Here is a 26400-nt window from a genome sequence, read left to right as displayed (position 1 = left end):
GGGAAGAAGGAAGAAAGGAGGTTGTTGCGTTTTATTATTAACTTCCAGTCTCCAGTTTCAGGCTTCCAGCATAATAAATATTTTGACTAATGCTCAGCAGGCAATAAAGTTTACGTTTTAATAAGGATTTATGCAAACGATACCATTAAAAAGTGACTTTATATATTAAGGAAATGTTTTTTTATAGTTAATAGTAATAAGGATAGTCTTGCTGGGCTTGTCAAAATCAATCAAATATTTTAAATCGGACTGTATCATATTATAATAAGGTGATTACAGTCTTAGAAAATCAATACGTACTTATGAAAAAGATATGGCAAAAGGACGACCTGGCCACCAATATATTAGTCAATAATTTTACCGTAGGAAAAGACCTTGACTTCGACGAACGTTTAGCAAAATATGATGTTAAAGGCTCTATGGCACATTGTAAAATGCTGGCAGAAACCGGAATTATTTCTCATGAAGAATCTGAGCAGATGCTGGTAGTGTTAAACGATATTTTACAGCAAATTGAAAATGGTGATTTTGAAATTGATAAAGAAGCTGAGGATATCCATTCTCAGATAGAAGCCATCCTGATTGCAAAACTAGGCGATACAGGAAAGAAAATCCATACAGCAAGATCAAGAAATGATCAGGTTTTACTGGATATTAAATTATATTTATTGGATGAAATTCGTGAAATAACGGCACTCACCGATGAGTTTTTCCAGATTTTGATCCAATTGGCAGATCAATATAAAAATGTATTGCTTCCAGGATATACCCATTTACAGATTGCAATGCCTTCTTCTTTCGGATTGTGGTTTGGAGCTTATGCAGAAGCACTTTTAGATGATGTGGAAATGTTGTTTTCAACAAAAAATATTATTAATAAAAATCCACTGGGATCAGCAGCAGGGTATGGTTCTTCTTTCCCGATCAATCGTGAAAGCACAACGTATAACCTCGGGTTTCAGTCGATGAATTATAACTCTGTGTATGCTCAGATGACTCGTGGAAAATCAGAGAAGTTATTGGCGATGGCAATGGCAACTTTAGCGGGAACACTTGGGAAATTTGCTTATGATGTTTGTCTGTATCTGAATCAGAACTTCGATTTTATCAGCTTTCCAAAAGAATTTACAACCGGAAGCAGCATTATGCCGCATAAGAAGAATCCGGATATCTTTGAATTGGTTCGCGCACGATGCAACAGAATTCAGGCGTTACCGAATGAGTTGATTTTATTGACGAATAACCTTCCGTCAGGATATCACAGAGATGTACAATTGACCAAGGAGATTCTTTTCCCTGCCATTGATTCATTGAAAGAATGTCTGGAGATATTAAGCTATACTTTGCCAAATATCCAGGTAAAAGATGGAATTCTTGAGGACGAAAAATATAAATACCTGTTCAGTGTAGAAAAGATCAATGAAGAAGTGAAAAGTGGAAGTTCTTTCCGTGATGCTTACATAAAAGTAGGGCAGGAGATTGAAAATAATGAGTTTGAATTTGAACCAGGCGCTCTGGATCATACACACCAGGGAAGTATAGGAAATCTATGCCTGGATAAAATAGAATATCAGTTCAATAAACTGAAAAATAAATTATTGGGTTAAAATCTAAACCATTAAGATATATAAAGGCTTGAGTTGACATAAAAATCTAAAAATTACTTTAGAATCGCCTTATGTTTTATCGTTGTGAAATCCTTAAATCTTAATTGCTTAAGCTGTCTTAATGGTTGGATTTTATTTTGATCTTTGAAATTGATGATGGTGGCTACCACCTTTAAAAACCATGAAGAATTTTAAAGGTAAAATGAGTTAAGAAAAGCTTGAGTTTTTACACTTAGCTTTTGTCATTCGCATGCGAGTATTCTTAACTATTTTTCATCACTTAAAGTTTTTTAATGGTTTAAATTGACAGCTATTCCAGTTCTATCTTAAATTTAGTAGATTTTTTTACCTCATGAAGTACGATGGAACTATGGTACTGTCCAATATTAGGAACGTTTGAAATCACATTGACTGCAAATTCATTATAAGAATTGATGTCTTTGGCAATAATCTTCAACATATAGTCATACTCTCCGGAAAGACTGATGATTTCCTGTACTTCATCATATTTACCGATATGTTTCTCAAAAGTTTCCAAAACTTTCTTGGATTGCTCTTTAAGACGAACATTACAGTAGACAACAATATTTAACCCCAGCTTCTCACGATCTAAAAGGCCTACATACTTTTGAATGATCCCTTGCTTTTCCAACTGTTTGATTCTTTCATAGGTTGGTGTAAAGGTAAGACCAATCTTTTCTGAAATTTCTTTCACTGATAGAGTAGAGTCTTCCTGAATAATGCTGAGAATCATTTTGTCTTTTAAATCCATAGAATAAATTTGAATGTTAACAAAAATATTAATTTTAAATGAGAATAGGTAAATACTAAAGGTTTTAATTTATTTTAAAATTTGTTTTTGGAGGTTCGTGAAATTTTTGTATCTTTGCACCTAATGAATAAAAAAGCATTTATATCATTAGATTTACCGGGCGAAAGCGCCCTTTACGATATTTATTGTTATTAGCGAAGATTGTTGTCTTCGCTTTTTTTATGCTTAAAAATTAAGATTATGTTTACGATTACAGAACTAAGTACCGAGAAAATCAACAGTATACTGACAGAAGCGATGGCTTTCAGAAATGGAAAAACTGCTAAAATTGAAGGCGAAGTTTTTTGCTCCAATCTTTTCTTCGAAGACAGTACAAGAACAAAAACAAGCTTTGATATTGCAGAAAGAAAATTAGGATTACAGGTTGTTCCTTTTGATGCTTCACACAGTTCTGTAAATAAAGGCGAAAGTCTTTATGATACAGTAAAGACCATTGAAAGCCTTGGAGTAAACCTTGTAGTAATCCGTGATAAGAAAGACAGATATTTTGAAGAACTGAAAAATATTAAAATTCCTGTAATCAATGGAGGAGACGGAACAGGAAACCATCCTTCACAATGTATGCTGGATCTGATGACGATCTATCAGGAATTTGGAAAGTTTGAAGGATTAAAAGTAGGAATTGTAGGGGATGTAAAACACAGTCGTGTTGCCAATTCAAATGCTGAAGCTTTAAGAAGACTAGGGGCTAAAGTATATTTCTCCGGTCCTGAACAATGGTTTGACGAAGGAGCATTAATCAACGGAACTTATCTTTCCGTAGACGAATTGATCGCTGAAGTAGACGTTCTGATGTTATTAAGAATCCAACATGAAAGACATGATGACGCAATGAGCTTTACTGCTTCAGATTATCACAGAAAATATGGTCTGACGAAAGAAAGAGAACTAGCCATGAAAAAAGAAGCCATCATCATGCACCCGGCACCTATCAACAGAGGAGTGGAAATAGATTCAGATCTGGTAGAATGCGAACGTTCAAGAGTCTTCAGACAAATGGAAAACGGGGTTTTCGCCAGAATGGCCATCTTAAAAGATGCATTAGAAGAAAAAGGATTTACCTTTAAATAAAAAGAGCCAAGGTAAAAGTAAAAAATATAGCGAGCTCCGTAGGAGCGACCTGATAATAAAAAAAGAAAATCTAAATAGAAAAAATGAAGAAAAAATTAATACTGGAGTCCGGTGAAGTATTTCATGGAGAAGGTTTCGGAGCAGAATTGGAAACTGCAGGAGAAGTAGTTTTCAATACCGGAATGACAGGGTATCAGGAATTGATCTCTGACCCATCGTATTGTGGTCAGATAGTTTGTATGACCTATCCGCTTATCGGAAATTATGGTATTAACCGTGATGATTATGAAAGTATTGAGCCGGCAATTAAAGGGCTTATCGTAAAAGAACTTTGCGATCTTCCTTCTAACTTCCGTACTCAGATTACTTTAGATGAACTATTTAAAAAGAAAAATCTTTCAGGAATTTCAGGAATTGATACAAGAAGACTGACAAGAATTCTTCGTAATTCAGGAGTAGTGAAAGGAAAAATTGTGAATGCGGACGCAGATGAAGCGTCAACTGCTGCAGAATTAAAAACAACTGCATTCCCAACAAATCAGGTAGAAGAAGTTTCTACAAAAACACCTTATGCAAACCCAAACAGAGGTTTCAAAGTGGTGTTGGTAGATTTCGGAGCTAAATTAGGAATCATCAGAGAATTATCTCAAAGAAACTGTGATATTATTGTGGTTTCTCAGGATACAACAGCTGAAGATATCCTATTGATGAATCCAGACGGAATCATGCTTTCAAACGGCCCCGGAGACCCGGAAGATGTACCACATGCATTAGATATGATCCGTGGATTATTAGGAAAAGTTCCAATCTTCGGAATCTGTTTAGGACACCAGTTAATTGGTCTTGCTTGTGGAGCTAAAACATTCAAACTGAAGTTTGGACACAGAGGAGGTAATCACCCAGTACTAGACCTAGCGAAAAACACGGTAGCAATCACTTCTCAGAATCACGGATATGCTGTAGATCAGGAAAGTTTAAAAGGAACAGACCTTATCGAAACGCACATTGCACTAAACGACAGAACCAACGAAGGATTAAAACACAAAATCCACCCTTGTTTCTCAGTTCAATATCACCCTGAAGCAAGCCCAGGCCCTGAAGATGCAAACTACTTGTTTGATGAGTTTATTGAAATGATGGAGGACTTTAAAAAGTAAGAAAGACTTCAGATATTAGACATCAGATAACAGACTTGATCATGCATAATTTTGAAAAACTGGTTTTTTGGCAGAAATCTATAGAACTTGCAAAACAGATTTATATCATTTGTGCAGAGTTACCTAAAGATGAAAAGTTTGGTTTGGTTTCTCAAATTAAAAGGTCTGTGGTCTCTATTCCTTCAAATATAGCCGAAGGAGCCGGAAGAAATAATGATAGAGAATTTTATCATTTTCTCGGAATAGCCAATGCGTCCTCTTTTGAGCTACAGACACAGCTAATTTTAATTAGAGAGTTAAATTTACTAGAAGCAGAAAAAGTCAATGGTTTAATATCAAATCTGAATGAAATTCAAAGAATGATTTATACATTCAAATCTAATTTAAAAAAGTAAAACATCCTGTTGGAAGTCTGAAATCTGACATCTAACATCTTGTATCTAAAAAAAGAAAAATGGCAAAACGTACAGATATAAAAACAATTTTAGTAATCGGTTCAGGCCCTATCATCATCGGACAGGCAGCTGAATTTGATTACGCAGGAACGCAGGCTTGCTTATCTTTGAAAGAAGAAGGCTACAAAGTAATTTTGATCAATTCAAACCCTGCAACGATCATGACAGATGTGGAAATCGCTGATAAAGTATATATCGAGCCGATTTCATTACAGTTTGTAAGCCACATCATCAGAAAAGAACGTCCTGATGCATTACTACCAACGCTTGGAGGACAAACAGGTCTTAACATGGCGGTAGAACTTGAGAAATCAGGAATTCTTGAAGAATGCAAAGTGGAAGTATTGGGAACTAAACTTTCTGCCATCAACAGAGCGGAAGACAGAGATCTTTTCCGTGAATTGATGAGAGAATTGAACGAGCCGGTTCCTGAATCTGATATTGTAAATACAGTAGAAGGAGCATTAGCTTTTGCTGATGAGATCGGTTATCCTGTAATTGTTCGTCCTGCCTTTACAATGGGTGGAACAGGTGGAGGTATCGCTTCCACTGAAGAAGAATTAAAAGAGATTGCTGAGCTAGGACTAAAACACAGCCCGGTTACACAGTGTCTTATTGAGAAATCAATTGCTGGTTTCAAAGAAATTGAGTACGAAGTAATGCGTGATGCAAACGACAACGCGATTGTGGTTTGTAACATGGAAAATATTGACCCGGTAGGAGTTCACACAGGTGACTCTATCGTAGTAGCACCTTCTCAGACCCTTTCAGACAGAGAGTACCAATTATTGAGAAATGCTTCTTTAAAAATCATCCGAGCATTAGGAATTGAAGGTGGGTGTAACGTACAGTTAGCACTAGATCCATATTCATTCAACTACTATATCATCGAGGTAAACCCTAGAGTTTCCCGTTCATCAGCTTTAGCAAGTAAGGCAACAGGATATCCGATTGCAAAGATCGCAGCGAAAATTGCAGTAGGATTAACGCTGGATGAAATCATGAACCCGGTAACAGGAAAAACATACGCATGTTTTGAACCTGCTCTGGATTATGTGGTAACAAAATTCCCAAGATTCCCATTCGATAAATTCGAAACTGCAGACAGAAGACTTTCCACTCAGATGAAAGCAACTGGTGAAGTAATGGCAATCGGAAGAAACCTTGAAGAGTCTTTACAAAAAGCAATCCGTTCATTAGAAACTGGAATCAAGCATTTAGGATTAAAAACAAAACAAGCTCAGGCTCTTACTGCTGAAGAAATCGAAAGAAGAATCAGAGTGTGTGATGATGAGAGATTATTCATCATCGGAGATGCTTTAAGAAGAGGATACGACTGGGAGCAAATCGTAGAATGGAGCAAAATTGATAAATTCTTCATCTGGAAACTAAAAAAACTAGTTGATTTTGAAAAAGTTATCGCTGAAAATAAATTTGATAAAGAAACATTAATTGAAGCAAAAAGATTAGGTTTCGCAGATATCAATATCGCAGTTCTTTGGGATGTAAAAGAACGTGAAGTATTCAACTTCAGAAAAGAAAACGGAGTAATGCCGGTTTACAAAATGGTAGACACTTGTGCGGCTGAGTTTGAAAGTGAAACTCCATACTTCTACGGAACTTATGAAGAAGAAAACGAAAGTGTAGTTTCTGATAAAGAAAAGATCATCGTACTAGGATCAGGACCTATCAGAATCGGACAGGGAGTTGAATTTGACTACGCAACCGTTCACTCAGTATGGGCGATCAAAGAAATGGGTTACGAAGCAATCATCATCAACAATAACCCTGAGACGGTTTCTACAGACTTCTCTATCTCTGACAAATTATACTTCGAGCCACTTACTGAAGAAGATGTAATGAACATCATCGAGCTTGAAAAACCTAAAGGAGTAGTAGTACAGTTCGGAGGACAAACTGCAATTAACCTTGCAGACAAATTAGCTTCTCATGGAGTACAGATTTTAGGAACTTCACTTGAAGATCTTGACAGAGCTGAAAACAGAGATAAATTCGAAAAAGCACTTCAGGAACTTGGAATTCCTCAGCCAAAAGGAAGAACTTCTACTTCAAAAGAAGAAGCCATTAAAATCGCTAACGAAATCGGTTATCCGGTATTGGTACGTCCAAGCTACGTTCTTGGAGGTAGAGCCATGGAAATTGTATATGCAGAAGCAGAACTGGCGCACTATATGGAGCATGCGGTAGATGCAAGCCCTGAGCACCCTGTGTTGGTTGATAAATATATGGTAGGAAAGGAGATTGAAGTAGATGCGATCTGTGATGGTGAAACAGTGGTAATTCCAGGAATTATGGAGCACATCGAAAGAGCAGGAGTTCACTCCGGAGACTCTATCGCAGTATATCCGCCACAGAATATCTCACAAAGTGAAATCGATACTTTAGTAGACTATACTCAAAGACTGGCAAAAGGACTGAAAGTAATCGGATTAATGAACATCCAGTATGTACTTTTTGAAGGAAATGTATATGTGATTGAAGTAAACCCACGTTCATCAAGAACAGTTCCTTTCTTATCTAAAATCACGGAAGTTCCAATGGCAAACCTTGCAACGAAAGCGATCTTAGGACAGAAGTTAGTGGATCTTGGTTACAAAAACGGATTGGTTCCAAATAAAGAAGGAGTCTTTGTAAAAGTACCGGTGTTCTCTTTCTCAAAATTAACGAAAGTTGACATCTCTTTAGGCCCAGAAATGAAGTCTACAGGAGAAGTTATGGGGAAAGATACGACTTTAGAGAAAGCCCTTTACAAAGGACTGGTAGCAGCAGGAAGAAAAGTTCCTATGCATGGTTCTATCTTATTCACTGTAGCAGATAAGCACAAGGAAGAAGCTGCTGATTTGGCTGCAAGATTCCATGAAGTAGGTTTCAGAATCTGGGCTACAGAAGGTACTGCGAAATTCTTCGAAGAAAAAGGAATTCCTTGCAAAATAGGATACAAAATCGGAGAAGAAAATGTAAACCTGATCGACCTGATCCAGAAAGGAAAAGTTCAATATGTGGTAAATACGACTACAAAAGGAAAACAAGCCGAAAGAGACGGATTCCAGATCAGAAGAATGAGTGTGGAAAACGGAGTTCCTTGTTTAACTTCAATGGATACAGTAGAAGCCATTCTAAAAGTAATCGAAAGCATGAGCTTCAAAATGGAGACGATGTAATTTCGAAAAACAAATATTTCAAATCCCGCGAGCTTTCTTGCGGGATTTTTTTTATTAAAAAAATCACCAATCAAAGTATTCTGTTTATTTTTACGAAAAACATCTAAACTAAATTGAAGTGAGTATAAAAGCAATGACGACAGGTTTTTTAAGTTTTATTTTTATCCTGATTTTTTTAGGATGTTCTTATTCAACAGATTTTTATATTCAAAATCTGACCGGAACAAAAAGAATAATAACGATCAATTATCATTACCCTGTTTCAAAAGCAATAAATAATGATTCTGTTAGTTTCGGATTTCATTATGAAAATGAAATATTATCTCCTAAAGCTTTTAGAAAAATAAAAAAGCTGAAGTCTCTTGAAAAGATAGAAATGAAAGACTCTGCTATTGTTCTGGAAGTTCCGCCCAATTCCACAACAAGGATTGACAAAAGCTATAACGGAAGATGGAGATATATGATTAAAAGTGTTGAAGTTGATGGAAAAGTCTTTAACACTGAGGACTTGCAAAATAAAACCAAGTTTATCAGTAATGATTATATTTATAAAATTGAATAATAAAAAATGGATTGAATGAGAAATGTAAGATATGTTTTTTTATTATTTAATTGGGTTCTTTTATGTTCTTGTGTAGCAAAAACTAATTTTGAAAATAATTCAGAATTCAGAAAGTATGAACTTGCCTATAATTCTATTGCTCATAAACTTAATCAAGGAAAACCATTGCTAAAAGAGTATAATTCAGATGCTTCTGGAGTGAAAATAATTTCCAGAATTTATAAAATTAAAAACTATTCTCTCTATAAAAGTGAATATTTTAAGAATGAGAATTCATTTCCAAACGCAATCATAGCTAAGATCTCAAAAAAATATACTCAACCAAATTGGAGAGAAGATAAAAAGTATAGAGTTATAAGGATTGATGAATTAAGTAAATTTCATGGGCCTTTACAGTATATTTACTTTTCAGAAATCAAAAATGATTCTCTGAGAGCAGATATTTTAGGAAATCCTTTTACAACATATTCAATGACTACCGGTCAACATTATTTAATCATATTTAAAAATAATAAGATTGAATCTGTACAAAAAAATATTGGACATTATGATTAAAAGTGTTGAAATAATTTTACAAAAAGAATATAAATTCCTCGCTAGACTGTATCTTCGCATATAGATATCTATACGCACCATGAAATACAAATATTTACTTTACATTCCGTTATTGACAATTATATCTTGTAATAAACCTGACCAAAGAAATTCTGCAACCCCAAAAAGATCAGTTACTTTGGCATCAGTAAAAAATCAAAACGGGAAAGAAATATCTTGGAAAGGTTTTGTGAACGGGAAAACTCCTGTATTTATTCACTATCAGATTGATGGAGATATAATTGTAGGTGAAATTACTTACTTGAATACCAAAAACAAATTACCAATAACACTTATAGGAACCCTTGAAGCTGATCATAGTTACAGAATTCTGGAGTTTGAAAAGTCAGGAAATATAACCGGTGTTATTACCGGAAAACCTACAGAAGGTAATTTCAAAGGAAGTTGGTTTTCGCCCAAGACCAGAAAGGAACTTGTACTTGATCTTGTGAAGAAGGATACAGCTCTTGTTTCAAAGGAAATAGAAACAAAAAGAGAAGATTTGTTCGGACGTTACCATTACCAGTATAGTGAAGCTGGGTATCAGGGAGATTTGGAAATTAAGAAATTACCAGATTCAAAAGCTGTTTTTGGGATAACATCAGTAACAGGAGATCCGGGAAGAAATATTGCCCAAATAGATGATGACACCATCAGTCTTACAACAACCAATTTTACTTACAAACTTCCGGATACAGATGATTGTGAGTTTAAAGTAAAATTCTACAAAGGGTTTGCTGTAGTTCAATATACTCAGGGAGTATGCAGCGGACAATTCGGAATGAATGCCACCATTGAAGGAATATATTTGAAGACAAAATAATCAGTGATCACTGTTTATTACCTAGGAATAAGTGAATACATAATATGATTATCGATAATAGATGGACGAAAAAGCAATAAAAATCTTGCTCAAAACTATAAAGAAATCTCAGGATGAAAGCTTAAGGGATTGGTTTGAATGGGATGCTTATATACAATATATTACCAAAGAAGATTTTGAATATGCAAAGAAGCATCATGTAATGTATGAACAGGAAAATATCGGTCATGATGAAATTTGCAGTAGAATTAAAACTGCTGTAGCTAAGATTAAAAAACAGGATGTTGTAAACGCTTTCCTTTATAGTTTAAGTACCAGACAATTAGAATACCGCTCATTTTTATCAAGTTACTGTATTGCAAAATCATTGTCGGAACATAGCTTTACAGCCAGTCCGGAACCGAATGAAGATATTTGTGCAGTTTGTGGACTTCATACCTTTGAATTTGAAGAGTCTATTGAATTTAATACGATCAATTATTTTAAATATAAAGACGGAGCTTGCTTTGATAGTTTAATCCAGGTGTTATTTGATGTAGAACAATTTCCAAAACTACCTGTTGTAAAGCCTAATGAAAATGATTATACAATATTATCAGAGCTGAAAGAAGTTATTGAAACTTCTGACCCCAACGATAGAGTAGCTCAACTTAAAAAAAGGATTTCCAAAATATTAAAATCAAATGATGGAGAACGGGTAGCATTGTTGGAAATTCTGGGAGTTATTGATATCTTGCACGATGATGACCATTTCGGATATGCTGAAAAATATGTTACTTATCCGGAAAGAGAACACAGACCCATCAGAAATGATGATGTTAGTTATCCGGCACGATGGTGGCAAGGAAAATTTGGGATTGATATTGAAAAATGGGAGTATTGGTTTAAAAATGAATAACATTATTATTGTAATAACTTAAATACAATGTCAGAATTAGAAAAATATAAAAGATTGATACTTGGTAGAGAATTATCTAATCTGTTTTTTACCAGACAGGATGGGCCTTATGAACATATACAAGGCATCTCACCTGCATACTATTTTTCAACAGTTATGGAACTTGATGATACATTGAAACTGCACTTTGGAAGCGACTTTATTACAGATTGGATCAGTAAAGAACCTCTTACTATTCTAACAAATGAAAATTGGGAACTTCCCAAGGATATAGCTTTCAAAGGTCAGAAAATCATAGATCTGAGTAGGGATGAATACGAACAGCTTGTTTTTCATCTAGAAAACGGAATAACCATAATGCGCACAATGGATTATTGAGATCAGTTGTTTATTGAAAAGATGGCGTAAAATAGACAGCAATATAAATCTAATTTATTTTTTTTTGCTGATTTATGTAAGAGGTTGTAAATTAGGGGGTCATAAATAAATGATTCAAGAATTGTTATAAATTAATCAACTCCCACCAAACTATAAAACAACCATGGCAGAATATTACGCAAAATCTAATGATTCTTTATCTTTTGATCTCATGCATGATGATCAACTCACAGGAAAAATTACCTATAAAAGTTGGTTTAATTTCAATGCAGTAATGGAACTGGCCAACCATCAAAATTATCAGATAGAACCCAAAGGATTTTGGGGTACAACTATTGAATTGAAAGATAATGAAAAGGTTCTGTTAAAGTTTAGAATGAATTGGAATGGTGAAATAATCGTACAAACGTATTTTGATGGAGTAAAAGAAAGTTTTGTGTGTAAACATAGAGGAGTCTTCAAAGATTCATTTGTACTTACTGATAAATTGGGGATAGAACTTTTAGTAATGAAACCTAAGTTTAAATGGAACCTACTGAATTATGAATATCAAATCAATACTTCTGATGGCTTTGAGGAGTTTTCCCATAAAGATATCCTATTATTGACTTCATTACACTGTGCAAACTATTATATGTCTATGATGGTAGTTGTATAAAGAATTCAACCAGAGATAATAAAGTTTTTATATAAAATAGAGCGGTTAAATTTCAATCGTTATTGAAATAAAGGGTTTGTGATTTTTCACAAACCCTTTATTTATGGCCTTTTTCCAGGGATAAAATTTATGATATCGATCATGTTTTTATTTAGAATTAATAAAAATAAACTATTTTTGTTGGACTAAGCTTAATTATAAAAATGAAAAAAACTATTATTTCTGCTGCTTTATTGGCAGTAACCATGCTAAGTGCACAAGAAAGTGATACCATTAAAGTAGCCGAGATCCAGTCGGTATCCCTTCAGGGAACCCACAATTACAGAACCAAAAAATCAGAATCAGTAGCAAGACTTCCTTTAGAAAACCTCGAAAATCCAACGGTTTATAATCTTGTTCCTAAAGAGATCATCAGCGAAATGAGTGCTACCGATTTCAATACGGCAATGGCTTCGGCTCCCGGAGTTGTAGTAAACAACAGTGTTAATGATAGTGGTAACGATATTTTTCTTAGAGGATTCAGCTCCAATGCCAGTTTCAGAAACGGATTGACTCAAAACCCAAGAGTACAGTCGGAAATTGCCAATATTGAAAGAGTAGAAGTTATCAAGGGGCCATCAGGAACATTGTTTGGTGGAACGTTGGCAAGCTATGGCGGAGTAGTGAATGTGGTTACCAAGAAGCCACAGGAAAACTTTGGCGGAATCATCAATTACACCACGGGAAGCTGGGGAATGAGCAGAATCACAGCAGATGTAAATACCCCTTTGAATAAAGAAAAAACAGCATTGGCAAGATTTAATGTAGCTGCTTATTCTCAAGATTCTTTTCAGGATGCAGGGTACAGTAAAGGAGTATTCTTTTCAGGAAGTATCTTATATAAAGTAAGTGATAAAACTACTGTAACCTTAGATACAGAATTTCACGCACCGGAAAAAACACTTAATGCTTATGTAAGAAGGTCTGAAAACTTAACCTTACATTCTATGAAAGACCTCTCGGCAATTCATGGCAGATCATTTACCAGTAATGATGTTGGCTCGAAAAGAACCAATTTTGTAACCATGGCTGAAGTTACCCATAAATTCAATGATCAATGGACTTCCAGAACATCTTACCAAAGAGGAGAAGCTAATGAGAAAGAATCTATTTTTTTGGTATTAAATTACAAGGATAATAACTCAGTAAGCAGAAGTATACGCCCTTTTGATAATTATAAAATTACAACAGATAATATTCAGCAAAACTTTATTGGCGATTTTAAAATTGGAAATTTAAGAAACCGTTTGGTGGTGGGATTAGACTATTTCCAACAGACCAGCAAAAATCAATATCCAGTATATAAAGTAGGGAGTAACCCCTCTTCAGCATTCGTTCCTTATCCTTTAGACGGGATCATTAATCCGGATAAAAGCAAACAGAAAGATGATGTAGTTATTTTAGATTCTACATCACCATGGGCTCCTATTTCACGAGATATTATCAAATCACTTCCGAGAAACGGGACGATGTTCGATATCAATAAGGTGACTACACTCAGTGTATATGCATCAGATGTATTGAATATTACTGATAATCTATTGGTAATGGCAAGTTTGAGAATGGACAATTATAAGAATGAAAATTTGATCAGTAATGGAGCAGAAAAGCAGGGGGAGTATAAACAAACTCAATTTGCACCTAAATTCGGATTGGTGTATGAAATTGTAAAAGATCAGGTTTCATTCTTTGCTAATTATGTGAACGGATTTAAAAACGTTGCACCTCAAAGAGATCCAAGAAATACAAATGTTTTTATAGAATACAAACCTGAACAAGGGAACCAGTTTGAAGCTGGATTTAAGCTAGACTTATTAGGCAAAAAATTACTGACAACGGTAAGTTATTATAATATGAAAATTAAAAACCGTCTGATTGAAGATCCTTCTATTCTAGGATTATATATTCAGGATGGAAATATCAAAAATCAAGGTTTTGAGGTAGATGTTGTAGCAAACCCTGTGAAAGGATGGAATATTGTCGCAGGATACGGTTTTAATGATAATAAATTTGATGACAGAAGCCCGGATGCCGGAAAAAGAAGCGCCTGGACACCTAAACACGTAGCCAATTTCTGGACAAGCTATAAAATTATGAGCGGAAGCTATGAAGGACTAGGTTTCGGAGCAGGATTCAATTTTGTAGATAAAACGTACATCAATATCAAAAATCATTTCCTGGCACCATCATATACCACGGTAGGTGCAACGATTTTCTATGATAAGAAAAAATACAGAATCGGTCTGAAAATGAATAATGCATTCAATGAAACCTATTGGAACTTCTACGGACAGCCACAAAAACCAAGAGAATTCCTGGCCAATTTTGCATTTAAATTCTAATATTCATTAAAAAACAAAAAACGTTGTCTCAACCTTAAAGTTGATTGGAAAAGCGCAACGGCGTAAAAAACAAAATTTTCAGCAGGAATAGCCTGTTATATCAATCTCACAAATTTCAATAGAGTATGACCTACGAGAGATAATATAACAAATTTTGAAATTGTATGAAGATAAAATCTTTGCGCCCTTGCATTTTCCAACAACACAATGATCAAAAGACGACTCTTTCAGATATGGAAAATAAAAAAACTAACCCCAAGAAAAAACAGGGAAAATCCCTGACAAAAAGAATTACAGGATGGCTCCATCTCTGGCTCGGACTTGTTTCCGGGATCATACTACTTGCCGTTACGCTTTCCGGAACGGTTTTCGTCTTTTGTGACGAGATTGTTGATCTTTGTGGTGGAAGTGCCAAATATGTACAGGCTCCGGCCAATGCAAAAAAAATGTCACCTGAAGAGCTATTAGCCAAGTTTCATGAACAGGTTCCAGATCGTAAAGCATTTTATTTCGATACCTATAGAGAAGCAGACAGAACATTCCGGGTAGCTTCTGCCACCAAACCGCCAAAAGATAAGAATGCTGAAAAAGCAGAAAAACCTAAAGGAAAAGGCAGAGGGCCAAGAGGTGTATTTGCCTATCATTATCTTGATCCTTACACTGGAAAAGTGATGGGGTCTACAAAAAGTTATGAATTTTTCTATGTGGTCGCTCACATTCATGCCCAATTATTGGCAGGGAAATTTGGAAAAACGGTAGTAGGAGTAGCTTCTATTATATTTTTTATTCAGCTAATCAGTGGATTGATCCTCTGGTGGCCAAAAAAATGGAACAAAACAACAAGAACAACTGCTTTTAAAATCAAATCAGGAACAAAATGGCGCAGAAAAAATTACGATTTCCATAATGTTTTTGGGTTCTATTCTCTGTTACCTGCTGTATTTATTACAATTACAGGACTGATTATGGCGTATAAGGTTTTAACAGATCTTACTCAGGTTACTTTTGGGGGAGCTCCCGATGCGCATAAGATTGCAGAAAAATATGATCCCGTATATGATCCCGAGAAAAAAGCATTGTCGTTTACAGATTTTATAGATCGAAGTTTTAAAGAAATTCCCCAGGCAAAACAAGTCAGAATGAGTGTGCCGCGTAAAGATTCTGCAACGGTTTACAATGTGGTGGCCGCTAAATTTATTGGCTTAAAAAGCATTGTGGATGGGAAAAGCAAAGAAGTCAACAAATATACAGGAGATGAAATTAATTATCCGAAAGAAGTGCTGATGCATGAAGTGATAGAACATATGAACTTTGACCTTCATGTTGGTTATTGGGGTGGAATGTTCGGAAAGATTTTCACGTTTATTATCGGAATCATTTGCAGCAGCCTTCCCATTACAGGATTTCTGATCTGGTGGGGAAGAAGAAATAAAACAACTAAAAAGAATACTGAAATTAAAAATATTCATCAACACAGAAAAGAATCACATCATGAACAATTGGTTTAAAATTTTATATGTATCTATATTTTCATTCTTTACACTTGGAAAAGCTCAGGAAAAGGTAACGATTGGAGAGAAACAAACTGTATTTTCAAAAATTTTGAATGAAAACAGAGAAGTCTGGATTCATCTGCCTAAAACCTATAATGATACCACTATTAATCCTGCAAAATATCCGGTGATCTATCTTTTAGACGGTGAGATCAATTTTGAATATTATACCGGGCTGACGGATTTTATCGCCAGAACTCCTTATGCGGATATGCCGGAATGTATTGTCGTTGGAATCAAAAATACAGAGCGTACAAGAGATCTTACCCCTACAAAATCCCAAAAGAAAAGCCCTGTAAATCCTTTGCTGACTCTTTTTGCAGACAGTGGCGGAAGTGAAAACTTTGTAAAATTCTTACAGGACGAGCTAAAACCTTTCATCAGCAAGAACTACAGAACGCAGGAGTATTCTGTGTTGGTAGGACATTCGTTTGGAGGTTTGTTTGCCATTAATGTGTTGCTTGCTCATCCGGAATATTTTAATGCTTATGTTGCCAATGATCCAAGTTTATGGTGGGATAATGAAGTAACGCTTTCAAAAGCAAAAGATTATCTTGATAAAAATAAAAAATTCCCTGCCAATAAATCTCTATATGTTTCTCAGGCTGATAATGAAGAACAACAGAAAAACTGGAATTCTGATATGACCCAGGCTATAGAGAAATTTAAAGAAATGGTTGAGAAAAACGCTACCTTAAACTATAAGCATCGCTTTTTTGAAGGAGAAACACATGGGACGGTTTCTTATCCTGGAAACTATGAAGCGTTAAAGTTTATCTTCAAAGGTTTCAGAACGGATATAAAGCAGCTTGCTAAAAATCCCGGGTTACTGGATGCAGAGTATAAAAAGTTCTCAGGAAAAATGGGAGCAGAGTTTATACCTTCCGAATCCTATCTGAATGTGATTCTTAAATTCATGAAAGGAAATGATTTTAAAGAATCCGAAGCGTATTTTATAAAGCAGAAAGACAAGCTTTATCCGAAAGTTAAATAATTGATAAATTGGGGTACACTGACAAAAGTTCAATGTACCCCATTTTTTATAGATATTTATTTATATTTTTAATAAGCTCAGTAGGTTCTTATTGAATTCCTTTTGTGAAGTTTCAAGCTTTGAAAAGAATTCACGATCAAAATTTTCTACAGCAACTACAGCTTTTTTTATTGTTTTTTTTCCGGCATCGGTTATTTCAATGGTTTTGGCTCTAGTATCTGTGATATGTTCTTTTCGACTGATAAACTCCTTTTTTTGCAGTGCCCTCAATACCTGTGAGGTTGTCATTGGGTCAATTTTAGTCGTGTGAGAAAGAATAATCTGGGTAACTTCAGTCTTTTGAAGAATAAGCCAGTGAGCACTCGCTAAAATAACAAATTGTGAGTGGGTGAGATCAAATGGCAAGAGTGCTTTTTTAATTTCCCGTTGCCAAAGATTGGTAACCTGCCATAATAAAAAACCTGAACTGTCCTCAGCTTTCTCTACACTGAATGTATTATCCTTATTCATTTAGAACATTTTTGAAGCGATTAAATTAAAATCTTTTTCGGAAATTTCAAAATGTCCATAGCGAAAGGGGTAGCCCCAAAACTTTTTATTTTCTATAAAATCAAGCTCCTCAATGAGTGGGATGATAGAACATTTTTTACAATCATAAAATTCTACATTTCTTCTGAAAGGAATAAATGTTTCTGTCATTTGAAAAGAATAGATTTCATCTTCAATGATTTTTCCAATTGCAGTAAATGCCTGTAGTTTTGCCGGGCTGCTCATCTTTATCTTAGAAGAGTAAACAATAATATAATCACCCTTTTTCATGCGCTGTAAAGGTGCTTTTTTACCGTGGCAAACCTGAATAAATTTACCCTCTACTCCGAGTTCTGTATGTTCTCTAGACACAGAAGCTATCCAATATCTGGTCATAATTTCTTAGCATTTTTAATTTGATTAGCAATATCTTCCGGAAGACTCTTAACAATATCATGAACAACCAGTTTGATCCAAAGTTTAGATAATAAACCTTTTACAGTCATTGTAACCGTGATTTTTAAACCATTTTCTGTTACTTCGTAAAAATGCTCGCCATACATTTTCGCCAACGGAAATGAAGTTAAATCAGTAAATTTTTGAAAAGGTATAACTTCTACAATTTTAATTTTTACTTTTGGCCCCCCTTTCGGCTTTAAAATAAAAAATTCCCCTTCCTTAAATTCCCTCAAAAGGTTTGAATACTCAACAGTATCATCCCAGTCTTTCCAATGATTAATGTCGGTAGTTAATTTCCAAATTTGTTCTCGGGTAACTTCTCTTGTAAGTACTGAATATGTTTTTTTCCACATAATATTAATTTTATAAGTGCAAATATAATAAGTGTGCATATTAAATGCAAAAGATAAATACTGTTTATGATAATGGTGTGTTTTAATATGTTGTTTGTCTGTTGTTTATATTTTGTGTCTCATGAAATATAAACAGATAAAATTGAATAATGCTAAAGGTATCCAGAAAGGACAGGCCAGGACAATTGCAAAAATAAACATAGGAATCGCTCCTTTTAATCCGGCACTGATGATTCCGTCTGTTGATAAACGATTCCCAATGGAAGTAAAGATACATGCAATGAACAAGGATGCAAGACTCAATCCGGCTGAAAATCCAGTCAGTTTCCAGTTTCCGTAATTCTTAGAAGTTCCGTTCAGTTTATAAAATACGATTCCATACATAATGAATATGAAAAGTGAAATAAGAATATGATAAATGGACATCAGACCAGGAAAGATAATGATGAGTACAATATTGCCAATCAGTAGATTAATGAAAATACATAATGTAAAAAGATGTATATTTTGTTTCATAATTGTGTTTTGTGTTATCTTAAAATTACATTATTTTTTGCTTCAAAAACTTTTTACAATAAAAAAAACAAACCTGTACATTCACAGGTTTGTTTATCAGTTTATTTCTTTGAAAAATATCTTGCAAACACTGCTGATTGAGCAGCTTCAACAAACTATTTTTCAGCAATTAATGCCTGTTATCGCAATTAATGCTAAGTTCAGTCTTTTCTTTATCCAAAAATGTAATCACCGGGCAACCGAAAGAAGGAGATATGAAATTAAAGACTACAGGTTCTTTTCCTTTAAAAAGTTTACCCGTCCATTGAGCATAATTATTGGAAGAATCATTTTCCGTTTTTACTAGAGGATTAAATTCTGCACCGTCTTCAATGAAAAATGTTTTTTCAAATATTTTTTCTTGATGCTCATTAACCACAACCAGTTTACGTTCCTGCGTTCCATATTCTTCAAGAAGATCCTGTACATAATAGGTAAGATTTTCATATTGATACTGATAAATACCACCGTATTTTAGTTTTGAACCGGAAAAATATTTTTTCTGAATATCAGCATCTGCTTTTTCCCATTTGATCATCTTCATTTGATTTTCTACAAATGGACTTTTACTCCCAAAGTAAGCGATCACATTCGTGTATTTATCAAAGATATCATTGCCTTTCTGAGTGTCAAGCTGGAATCCTACCATATAAGACTCAGAATCTATCTCATCTCCTTCACCCATATAAGGTGAGATATAGGCTACAGCTTTTAGCTTATTAACAGGGATTTTTTGCAGCTTATTGGTTTCATAATTGTAGAGATATAATGAATCATTTTCTGTAATATGAATTCCGGCCAGCATTTTTTTTCTGTAAGAATCATCTAATTCAATATAAGATAACTCGTTAAACGGAAGTTCCTTTTGTTTTTTCAGAAAATCTGCCGGAACAGCATCCTTGTCATTATAAATATCAGAGACCGAGATAAAGGTATCCATAAGGTCTTTGCGCTGCATGGTGGAAACATTGAAAATATTAAAATTCTTAAAATCTATTTCCTCTTCCTTGGTAGCCGTTTTTACAGAATCTTTTACAATTGTTTGCTGATTCTGAACCGTTTGTTTGTCATCTTTTTTACAGCTGACAATCATTAGTTGTGAACATAAAAGCACTATGGCCGTATTAATCTTCATGATTAAGAATATTTGAATTTAATTTATTTTGTAATAAGTCTCAGAATAATATTTACTAGGCTTAATGTAAGCCATTTTTCTGTCTGCATCAAAAATCCAGATGAATCTACGCATCATATCTGCTCCAAAATAGCTGATATTTTGAGTTTTAAGTTCTCCGGAAAAGAACCCTACAGGCATGTTTTTAAAAACAAAATTTCCAAGTTTAAACGCAGGAAGAATCGCTTGTTTTGTAATGACGCTCTGGCCTTGGGCATTTTTTAGCGTTTTTTCTCCAGTAACTTTTAAATGTTTGTTCAGCTCTTTGTCATCATCAAAATCATTGCTATATAAAATGCTTCCTGAATATCCGGACTGGAGTGCAAAATATTCTTCCTGTTGCTTTTTCCCATCCACAACATTATCCGCCGCAAGGTAAAAAACATCCTGTTTCCACAAAATAGGAACAGCTTGGAATCCTTTTAGATCTGGGAGTTTATCATAGACTGTAAATTGGCTGTTATCATAATCAATTTTAAAAGTTTTTCCCTCAAAAAGAGCTGTTCCAATCTTGCCATCTGCTTCAAGACCTGTTAATTGATTATCTGTAAAACTGACATCTTTCCAGCTCATATTGCCAATATCAACAGTATTATGCTCGCTGATTTCCTCTTTATTGAAAATGATATGATCCGTTTTTCGTTTTCGTTGCGGAGAAACAGCAGCCTCCTTCATGGCAATCTGAAACATCAGGTCTAATGAATCTTTTTTGTTGACAAGCGTTTTTATAATAATGGTATTATGTTTTGTGATTCGGAAAGGAATGTTTTGCTGAGCCTTTATACCGAAAAATACAGCAGAAAAGAGGAGTGAAAAAACTGTTTTTTTGAGCATTATTCGTGATTGGTATTTAAACCTTTAAAATTACCCATTATCTTTGGAACACCAAATAATAATATGAAATGGTTGAAAAATTACTTCAAAGCGGAATTCATTGGGAAGATAGAGCGTTCAGACGGAATGAGCTTCTGAAGATTTCAGGAAGTACAGATACTGATATTTATTTTATTGAAAAGGGAAGTGTTCGGATCTTTATGATGGATGAAAATGAAGAGAGAATCATTCGTTTTGGATATACCGGGAATATTATTGTTTCCCTCGATTCCTTTCTTTCCGGAAAGCCATCGGAGCTTTATATTCAGGCTATCAAAAAAACGATGGTAAAAGTTGCTTCAAAAAAGGATTTTTATGGCTTTATTCAATCTGATGAAGAAAATATGAGATTTTGGATGAATGTTTTAGAAGATCTTGTGCTACAGCAATTAGAAAGAGAAAAAGATCTGTTGATTAATGCTCCAAGAGAACGCTTCGAAAGAGTATTAAAGCGAAGTCCAAAGTTGTTTCAGGAAGTTCCCAATAAGTATATTGCCAATTATCTAAGGATGTCACCGGAAACCTTATCAAGGCTTAAAAAATCTTGAGTTGAATCAATATTTAAGAATATACCGATTCGGAAATTTGTAAAAAAACAGTAATGAAAATTTCAACCGCAAAATTGTTAGATGAATTAAAAAGCAGAACCGGAGAACACTTACAATATGCCCGAAATCTTTTATTAAGACCGGAAAATGAACTGAATTTCAGAACATCTGCCGATAGTTGGAGTGTATTGGAATGTCTGGAACATCTCAATCGTTATGGAAACTTTTATATCCCTGAAATTTCTCATCGAATTTCTTCTTCTGCAACAAGTCCGAAACCTGATTTTAACCCAGGAATTTTAGGAAACTATTTTGCTAATATGATGCTCCCCAAGGAAAAGTTGAATAAGATGAAGACCATTAAAACCATGAATCCTATTCATAGCCAGCTGAATAAAGAAGTCGTGAATGAATTTATAATACAGCAGCAACAGTTACTTGATCTATTGGAAAAGGCAAAGCATATCAATCTGGAAAAAACAAAAACCGCAATCAGTATTTCAAAATTAATCACCTTAAAATTGGGTGATACTTTCCGTTTTGTCATCTACCATAATGAAAGACATATTGCCCAGGCAAAAAAGGTTATAAAGAATATATAAAAGAAAGGGTGTGAATTCGGGAAAAATAGTAATTTTAAACTAATGGAATTCATACATCAAAAAAAGATACAGACTCCACTGGGAGAAATGATTGCCTGTGCAGTTGATCAGGGAATCTGTCTGTTGGAATTTACTGACAGGAAAAATTTTGATAAACAACTGAAAGCATTATCAAAAACACTGAAGGCAGAAATTGTAGAAAAAGATCATATTCATTTTCAACAATTGGAAAAAGAGCTAAAAGAATATTTTGATGGAGACAGATCCCGGTTTGAAGTCCCTTTATTTATCACAGGTACTGAATTTCAGAAAAAAGTTTGGCAGTTATTACGCGAAATACCAATGGGAGAGATCAGAACCTATAAGCAACAATCTGAACTTCTTGGTAATCCAAAAGCTATTCGTGCTGTAGGTACCGCTAATGGAATCAATAAAATTGCAATTTTAATTCCTTGTCATCGTGTTATCGGCTCGAATGGAGAACTGGTAGGGTATGCAGGCGGAATCTGGAGAAAACAAAAGCTGTTGGAATTGGAGAAAGCAATCCTGTTTTAAAAGTTTGTAAGAAAAATATAAAACCCAACACCTTCAAAAATACTTGTTCATTTTTCGGTTGCAGCCACCTGAGTAATATTCCTACTTTTGACTAAAAAATAGAATGATCAGTTTCAAAAGTTTACATCAGGAAGAAGAGCCCTTACTATTAGGAAATGTGTGGAATGTACAAAGTGCAAAAGTATTTGAAAAATTAGGGTATAAAGCGCTGGCAACTTCAAGTTCGGCTGTAGCGATGAGCTTAGGATATGAAGATGGAGAGCAGATGAGTTTCGAAGAGTATTTTTATATCATTAAAAGAATAAAAGCATCCGTTTCCATTCCTTTATCTGTTGATTTGGAGGGAGGGTATGGAAGTACCGATGAGATCGTTGTTTCAAATATTATCAAGCTGCTGGAAATAGGAGTAGTCGGAATCAATTTGGAAGACACCTATGTTATTCACGGAGAAAGAAAGCTTTTAGACAGAAATGTATTCTTTGAAAAACTAAGCACTATTCTGTCAATGCTAAAAGAAAGAAGAAATGAAATCTTTATCAATATAAGAACTGATCCTTTTTTACTGGGTATGGAAAATGCATTGGAAGAAACACTCAAAAGAATTGAAGGGTTTGAAAAACTTAATGTTGATGGAATCTTCGTTCCCGGCATGACGAATGAAGAAGATATCAAAACAATTGTCCATGCAACATCACTTCCCCTTAATGTCATGTGTTTACCTGATCTCCCCAATTTTGAAACCTTGAAATCAGCAGGCGTAAAAAGAATTACTTCAGGGGCATTTTTAAACAGGCATATTTATCGTGAATTGGAAAAAATAAGCGATACAATTACGAATAGCAAAAGCTTTACAGCACTTTTCATCTGATCATGGAACTTACAGAAAAAATAATGTATGACGCTTCTTTTCGGAAAGATTCCTCCTTTGAGGGGATCTTCTGGATGGGAGTAAAGACGACCGGAATATTTTGTCGTCCTACCTGTACTGCGCGTAAACCGAAATTTGAAAATGTGGAATTCTTTTCCAATACAAAAGAAGCGATGTTGAAAGGGTATCGTCCCTGTAAAGTTTGTAAACCTTTGGAAACTTTGAATGTAACTCCTACTTATATTAAAGAATTGCTGCAGGAAATTGCCGAAGATCCTGCTTTGAAGCTTAAAGATTATGATCTGGTGAAAAGAGGATTGGAACCCGCAACGGTTCGCAGGTGGTTTCTGAAACATCATGGCGTTACGTTTCATGCCTTTCAGAGAATGTCTAAACTAAATACAGCATTTAAAAAACTTCAGCAAGGCGAGCTGGTTACTGAAGTTGCTTTTGATTCAGGATATGAAAGTCTGAGCGGTTTTAACGAAAGCTTTAAAAACATTTTTGGAGTATCACCAGGTAATAATAAATCAGAAAAGATTATTGATCTGAAAAGAATAGAAACCATACTGGGAACCATGGTAGCTTGTGCAGATGAATACGGGATTTGCCTCCTTGAATTTTCAGACAGAAAGGCTCTGCCGACAGAATTGAAAAATATTTCCGCTTATTTTAATGCAAATATCATACAAGGAGAAAACTCTCATTTTATAACCCTGGAAAAAGAACTTGATGAATATTTTGAAGGAAAAAGGACAGCATTTACCGTTCCTCTTTCTCTTGTAGGAACCGCTTTTCAGAAGCAGGTCTGGGAGATATTAAAGCAAATTCCTTATGGAGCAACCAGAAGTTATCAGGAACAGGCCGATATTCTCGGAAATCCGAAATCTGTTCGAGCAGTAGCTAATGCCAATGGACTCAATAAAATCTCAATTTTGATTCCCTGCCATCGGGTTATTGGAAGCAATGGACAGCTAACAGGTTATGGTGGCGGAATCTGGAGAAAACAAAAATTATTGGAGCTGGAGAAAGCTATTTTATTTTGATTTTCGTAATTTTAAACAAAAATTTACACGTGAAAAAGTTATTAGTAGCAGTTTGTATTTCAGTTTCAGCGTTCGCTTTAGCACAGGATTACTCCGTACCAGCGGTAAGTCCGCGTCAGAAAGTAGAACAGCAGTTTTCTATGTCTAAAATTTCTATTGACTATGGAAGACCGGGAGTAAAAGGACGTAAGATTTTTGGAGAACTAGTTCCTTATGGTCAGATTTGGAGAGCAGGAGCTAACTCATCTACAAAAATTACATTCGGACAGACCGTTAATTTTGGCGGAAAAAATGTTCCGGCAGGAACTTACGGATTATTTATTGTTCCTACAGAAAAAGAATGGAAAGTAATTTTGAATAAAGATTTCCAGCAATGGGGTGCCTATACTTATGATCCTAAACAGGACGTAGTAGACGTAACGGTGCCGGTGAACAAACTGGCAGACAAGCAGGAGTGGTTTGAAATTACCCTAAATCCAACAGATGAAAACTCAGGGAACTTAGTGATCAAATGGGATATGAACCAGGCTGAAATTCCATTGAAACCAGCAAAACTGGATACGGTGATCAAGATTTCTGATAAATTGAAAGAAATCCAGAAAATAGAATCCGATTCTAATAAAAAAGGCTAAGCATGAATTTTTCTATTCAGCCTGTTTTAGAGAATGAAGAATTTCAATTAATCCCCTTACAGCAAGGGGATTTTGAATCTTTATATGAAGTAGCATCAGATCCTAAAGTTTGGGAACAGCACCCGAACAAGGATCGTTACCAAAGAGAAATTTTTGAAAATTTCTTTAGAGGAGCTATAGAAAGTGAAGGAGCTTTTAAAATCGTAGAAAAAGCAACCGGAGATGTATTGGGAAGCAGCCGTTATTATAATTTTGATGAAAAAGACAGCCATATTTTCATAGGTTATACTTTTTATGGTACAAAATCATGGGGAAAAGGAATTAATCCTAAAGTGAAGAAGTTAATGCTGGATTATATCTTTCAATATGTAGATAAAGTACATTTTCATATTGGGAAAGAGAATTTCCGTTCACAAAAAGCCCTTGAAAAACTTGGCGGGATAAAAATCGCAGAAGAGGAAGTTGCCTACTTTGCAGAGCCTACAAGAACCAATTTCGTATATGAAATTAAAAAAGAAGATTGGGTATGAAAAAATATAAAATACAACAGTCTCCTTTTGTAGTTCCTACTACAGACGGAAAATTGATTGAAGAACATTGGGGAAATTCCACTGGGAATTCTAATGTCTCCATTGCTCACATGGTAGCTCCTCCGGATTGGAGTGAACCCCATCAGACCCCTGAGTTTGATGAATTTACCTACATTATTTCTGGGAAAAAGCAATTTGAGATCGATGGCGAAATCGTTGTTTTGGAAAAAGGAAGCAGTATCCTTATTGAAAAAGGAGCGAGAATTCGTTACAGCAATCCATTTTCAGAACCATGTGAATATCTTGCGATCTGCCTGCCTGCTTTTTCTATGGAGCTGGTGAACAGGGAAGAGGAAGGAGTAGACTAATCATTGATGGCTTTTTAGAAAGTAAAAAGGATGAATGGATCTGCAATGAGTGTGGTGCTAAAGCAAAAACTAAACTGAAAGATCCTTCAAAAGAATATTGGTTGTAATACAACACAAAAATAAATGAAAGCTATCTCAAAAATGAGATAGCTTTTTTGTGGTAA

Annotated in this window: 29 protein-coding genes; 22 read left to right on the top strand and 7 right to left on the bottom strand. The window is 34.8% G+C overall.

Annotation, left to right across the window (positions count from 1 at the left end; genetic code table 11):
* The first annotated feature begins 302 nt into the window (after nt 1-302).
* The gene (gene argH / locus GTR01_RS15835) at nt 303-1607 is read left to right on the top strand and encodes an argininosuccinate lyase (protein ID WP_160138772.1); all 1305 of its coding nucleotides are present in this window, start codon (nt 303-305) and stop codon (nt 1605-1607) included.
* 310 nt (nt 1608-1917) lie between these two features.
* Here argH and GTR01_RS15830 read toward each other — a convergent pair whose 3' ends face one another.
* Nucleotides 1918-2379, bottom strand: coding sequence for an Lrp/AsnC family transcriptional regulator (locus GTR01_RS15830; protein ID WP_160138771.1), 462 nt, complete (start codon nt 2377-2379; stop codon nt 1918-1920).
* Nucleotides 2380-2619: 240 nt separating this feature from the next.
* On the opposite strand from GTR01_RS15830, the gene GTR01_RS15825 reads away from it, so the two are divergent.
* The 13 genes from GTR01_RS15825 (at nt 2620) to GTR01_RS15765 (ending at nt 17145) form a co-directional block, all read left to right on the top strand.
* Entirely contained in the window at nt 2620-3510 is an 891-nt protein-coding gene (locus GTR01_RS15825; RefSeq protein ID WP_160138770.1) for an aspartate carbamoyltransferase catalytic subunit, read from the top strand.
* An 83-nt stretch (nt 3511-3593) separates the two neighbouring features.
* Nucleotides 3594-4667, top strand: coding sequence for a carbamoyl phosphate synthase small subunit (locus tag GTR01_RS15820; protein ID WP_160138769.1), 1074 nt, complete (start codon nt 3594-3596; stop codon nt 4665-4667).
* 41 nt (nt 4668-4708) lie between these two features.
* Nucleotides 4709-5062: a four helix bundle protein gene (locus GTR01_RS15815; protein ID WP_160138768.1), complete on the top strand. Its 354-nt coding sequence runs from the start codon at nt 4709-4711 to the stop codon at nt 5060-5062.
* A gap of 59 nt (nt 5063-5121) precedes the next feature.
* Nucleotides 5122-8304, top strand: a complete 3183-nt coding sequence (gene carB / locus GTR01_RS15810; protein ID WP_160138767.1) for a carbamoyl-phosphate synthase large subunit — start codon at nt 5122-5124, stop codon at nt 8302-8304.
* 118 nt (nt 8305-8422) lie between these two features.
* Complete coding sequence (locus GTR01_RS15805) at nt 8423-8866, top strand: hypothetical protein (protein WP_228452255.1); 444 nt, start codon at nt 8423-8425, stop codon at nt 8864-8866.
* A gap of 15 nt (nt 8867-8881) precedes the next feature.
* Nucleotides 8882-9421 (top strand): hypothetical protein, encoded by a 540-nt coding sequence (locus GTR01_RS15800; RefSeq protein ID WP_160138766.1) that lies wholly within the window; start codon nt 8882-8884, stop codon nt 9419-9421.
* 178 nt (nt 9422-9599) lie between these two features.
* Nucleotides 9600-10283 carry a hypothetical protein gene (locus GTR01_RS15795; protein ID WP_160138765.1) on the top strand — a complete coding sequence of 228 codons (684 nt, stop codon included), beginning with the start codon at nt 9600-9602 and terminating at the stop codon, nt 10281-10283.
* Nucleotides 10284-10344: 61 nt separating this feature from the next.
* Nucleotides 10345-11181 carry a hypothetical protein gene (locus GTR01_RS15790; protein WP_160138764.1) on the top strand — a complete coding sequence of 279 codons (837 nt, stop codon included), beginning with the start codon at nt 10345-10347 and terminating at the stop codon, nt 11179-11181.
* Nucleotides 11182-11208: 27 nt separating this feature from the next.
* Entirely contained in the window at nt 11209-11559 is a 351-nt protein-coding gene (locus tag GTR01_RS15785) for a hypothetical protein (protein WP_160138763.1), read from the top strand.
* Between the two features lie 163 nt (nt 11560-11722).
* Nucleotides 11723-12217 carry a hypothetical protein gene (locus tag GTR01_RS15780; RefSeq protein WP_160138762.1) on the top strand — a complete coding sequence of 165 codons (495 nt, stop codon included), beginning with the start codon at nt 11723-11725 and terminating at the stop codon, nt 12215-12217.
* A gap of 203 nt (nt 12218-12420) precedes the next feature.
* The gene (locus GTR01_RS15775) at nt 12421-14598 is read left to right on the top strand and encodes a TonB-dependent siderophore receptor (protein WP_160138761.1); all 2178 of its coding nucleotides are present in this window, start codon (nt 12421-12423) and stop codon (nt 14596-14598) included.
* A gap of 233 nt (nt 14599-14831) precedes the next feature.
* Entirely contained in the window at nt 14832-16106 is a 1275-nt protein-coding gene (locus tag GTR01_RS15770; RefSeq protein WP_160138760.1) for a PepSY-associated TM helix domain-containing protein, read from the top strand.
* Nucleotides 16090-17145, top strand: a complete 1056-nt coding sequence (locus GTR01_RS15765; RefSeq protein WP_160138759.1) for an alpha/beta hydrolase — start codon at nt 16090-16092, stop codon at nt 17143-17145. The genes GTR01_RS15770 and GTR01_RS15765 overlap by 17 nt, the downstream gene beginning before the upstream one ends.
* 60 nt (nt 17146-17205) lie before the next feature.
* On the opposite strand, the gene GTR01_RS15760 is transcribed toward GTR01_RS15765, so the two are convergent.
* The 6 genes from GTR01_RS15760 to GTR01_RS15735 form a co-directional block, all read right to left on the bottom strand.
* Nucleotides 17206-17655, bottom strand: coding sequence for a MarR family winged helix-turn-helix transcriptional regulator (locus tag GTR01_RS15760; RefSeq protein ID WP_160138758.1), 450 nt, complete (start codon nt 17653-17655; stop codon nt 17206-17208).
* A complete protein-coding gene (locus GTR01_RS15755) occupies nt 17656-18069 on the bottom strand; it encodes an EVE domain-containing protein (protein WP_160138757.1) in 414 nt (137 codons plus the stop codon). It abuts the gene before it with no gap.
* Nucleotides 18066-18485, bottom strand: a complete 420-nt coding sequence (locus tag GTR01_RS15750) for a polyketide cyclase (RefSeq protein WP_160138756.1) — start codon at nt 18483-18485, stop codon at nt 18066-18068. The genes GTR01_RS15755 and GTR01_RS15750 overlap by 4 nt, the downstream gene beginning before the upstream one ends.
* 105 nt (nt 18486-18590) lie before the next feature.
* Nucleotides 18591-19001, bottom strand: coding sequence for a hypothetical protein (locus tag GTR01_RS15745; RefSeq protein ID WP_160138755.1), 411 nt, complete (start codon nt 18999-19001; stop codon nt 18591-18593).
* A gap of 169 nt (nt 19002-19170) precedes the next feature.
* The gene (locus GTR01_RS15740; RefSeq protein ID WP_160138754.1) at nt 19171-20175 is read right to left on the bottom strand and encodes a hypothetical protein; all 1005 of its coding nucleotides are present in this window, start codon (nt 20173-20175) and stop codon (nt 19171-19173) included.
* An 18-nt stretch (nt 20176-20193) separates the two neighbouring features.
* Complete coding sequence (locus tag GTR01_RS15735) at nt 20194-21048, bottom strand: hypothetical protein (RefSeq protein WP_160138753.1); 855 nt, start codon at nt 21046-21048, stop codon at nt 20194-20196.
* A 68-nt stretch (nt 21049-21116) separates the two neighbouring features.
* Between GTR01_RS15735 and GTR01_RS15730 the strand changes: the two genes are divergently transcribed.
* The 8 genes from GTR01_RS15730 to GTR01_RS15695 all read left to right on the top strand — a co-directional run bounded on the left by GTR01_RS15730 (nt 21117) and on the right by GTR01_RS15695 (nt 26236).
* Nucleotides 21117-21635 (top strand): Crp/Fnr family transcriptional regulator, encoded by a 519-nt coding sequence (locus GTR01_RS15730; protein ID WP_160138752.1) that lies wholly within the window; start codon nt 21117-21119, stop codon nt 21633-21635.
* Between the two features lie 53 nt (nt 21636-21688).
* The gene (locus GTR01_RS15725; protein WP_160138751.1) at nt 21689-22237 is read left to right on the top strand and encodes a DinB family protein; all 549 of its coding nucleotides are present in this window, start codon (nt 21689-21691) and stop codon (nt 22235-22237) included.
* A gap of 42 nt (nt 22238-22279) precedes the next feature.
* The gene (locus GTR01_RS15720) at nt 22280-22792 is read left to right on the top strand and encodes a methylated-DNA--[protein]-cysteine S-methyltransferase (RefSeq protein WP_160138750.1); all 513 of its coding nucleotides are present in this window, start codon (nt 22280-22282) and stop codon (nt 22790-22792) included.
* Nucleotides 22793-22895: 103 nt separating this feature from the next.
* A complete protein-coding gene (locus GTR01_RS15715; protein WP_160138749.1) occupies nt 22896-23660 on the top strand; it encodes an isocitrate lyase/phosphoenolpyruvate mutase family protein in 765 nt (254 codons plus the stop codon).
* Between the two features lie 2 nt (nt 23661-23662).
* A complete protein-coding gene (locus GTR01_RS24910; RefSeq protein ID WP_160138748.1) occupies nt 23663-24706 on the top strand; it encodes a bifunctional transcriptional activator/DNA repair protein Ada in 1044 nt (347 codons plus the stop codon).
* A 29-nt stretch (nt 24707-24735) separates the two neighbouring features.
* Nucleotides 24736-25338 (top strand): DUF2911 domain-containing protein, encoded by a 603-nt coding sequence (locus tag GTR01_RS15705; protein WP_160138747.1) that lies wholly within the window; start codon nt 24736-24738, stop codon nt 25336-25338.
* A gap of 2 nt (nt 25339-25340) precedes the next feature.
* Entirely contained in the window at nt 25341-25868 is a 528-nt protein-coding gene (locus GTR01_RS15700; RefSeq protein ID WP_160138746.1) for a GNAT family N-acetyltransferase, read from the top strand.
* Nucleotides 25865-26236 (top strand): cupin domain-containing protein, encoded by a 372-nt coding sequence (locus tag GTR01_RS15695; RefSeq protein WP_160138745.1) that lies wholly within the window; start codon nt 25865-25867, stop codon nt 26234-26236. The genes GTR01_RS15700 and GTR01_RS15695 overlap by 4 nt, the downstream gene beginning before the upstream one ends.
* The last annotated feature ends 164 nt before the right edge of the window (nt 26237-26400 follow it).

The sequence above is a fragment of the Chryseobacterium sp. c4a genome, from assembly GCF_009900745.1.
Lineage (GTDB): Bacteria > Bacteroidota > Bacteroidia > Flavobacteriales > Weeksellaceae > Chryseobacterium.
This window is presented reverse-complemented; position numbering and strand designations above follow the sequence as displayed.